This window comes from Tessaracoccus sp. OH4464_COT-324 (assembly GCF_003932855.1).
GTDB lineage: Bacteria > Actinomycetota > Actinomycetes > Propionibacteriales > Propionibacteriaceae > Arachnia.
Genome location: NZ_RQYZ01000157.1, coordinates 1 through 340 on the forward strand (window position 1 = coordinate 1; position 340 = coordinate 340).

At 56.8% G+C, this 340-nt stretch carries 1 protein-coding gene; it reads left to right on the forward strand.

Annotated features, from left to right (window positions below):
* Positions 1 to 340: SdrD B-like domain-containing protein (locus EII42_RS12565; RefSeq protein WP_199729908.1), on the forward strand; the 340-nt coding region annotated here is incomplete at both ends.

Genomic DNA, 340 nt, shown 5'->3' on the forward strand with positions numbered 1-340 from the left:
AGGGCCTGACCCAAAACGGTGACCGCGATGAGACGCTGGACTTTGGTTTCGTGAAGCCGAGTGTGTCCGTGGGTGACTATGTGTGGTTCGATGTGAACAAGGATGGTCTGCAGGATGCTACGGATCGCCCGATTGAGGGCGCGGTGTTGTCGATCGTGGGTCCGGATGGTCAGCCGGTGATGGATGTCAACGGTGATCCTGTTGGCGATGTCACGACTGATGCGAGCGGTAAGTACTTGTTCGAGAAGTTGCCGGTGTTGGGTGCAGGTGAGAAGTACACGGTGCGTGTCATGTTGCTGCCTGGCGATTACATTCCGACCAAGCCTGAGGTTGGGGATGA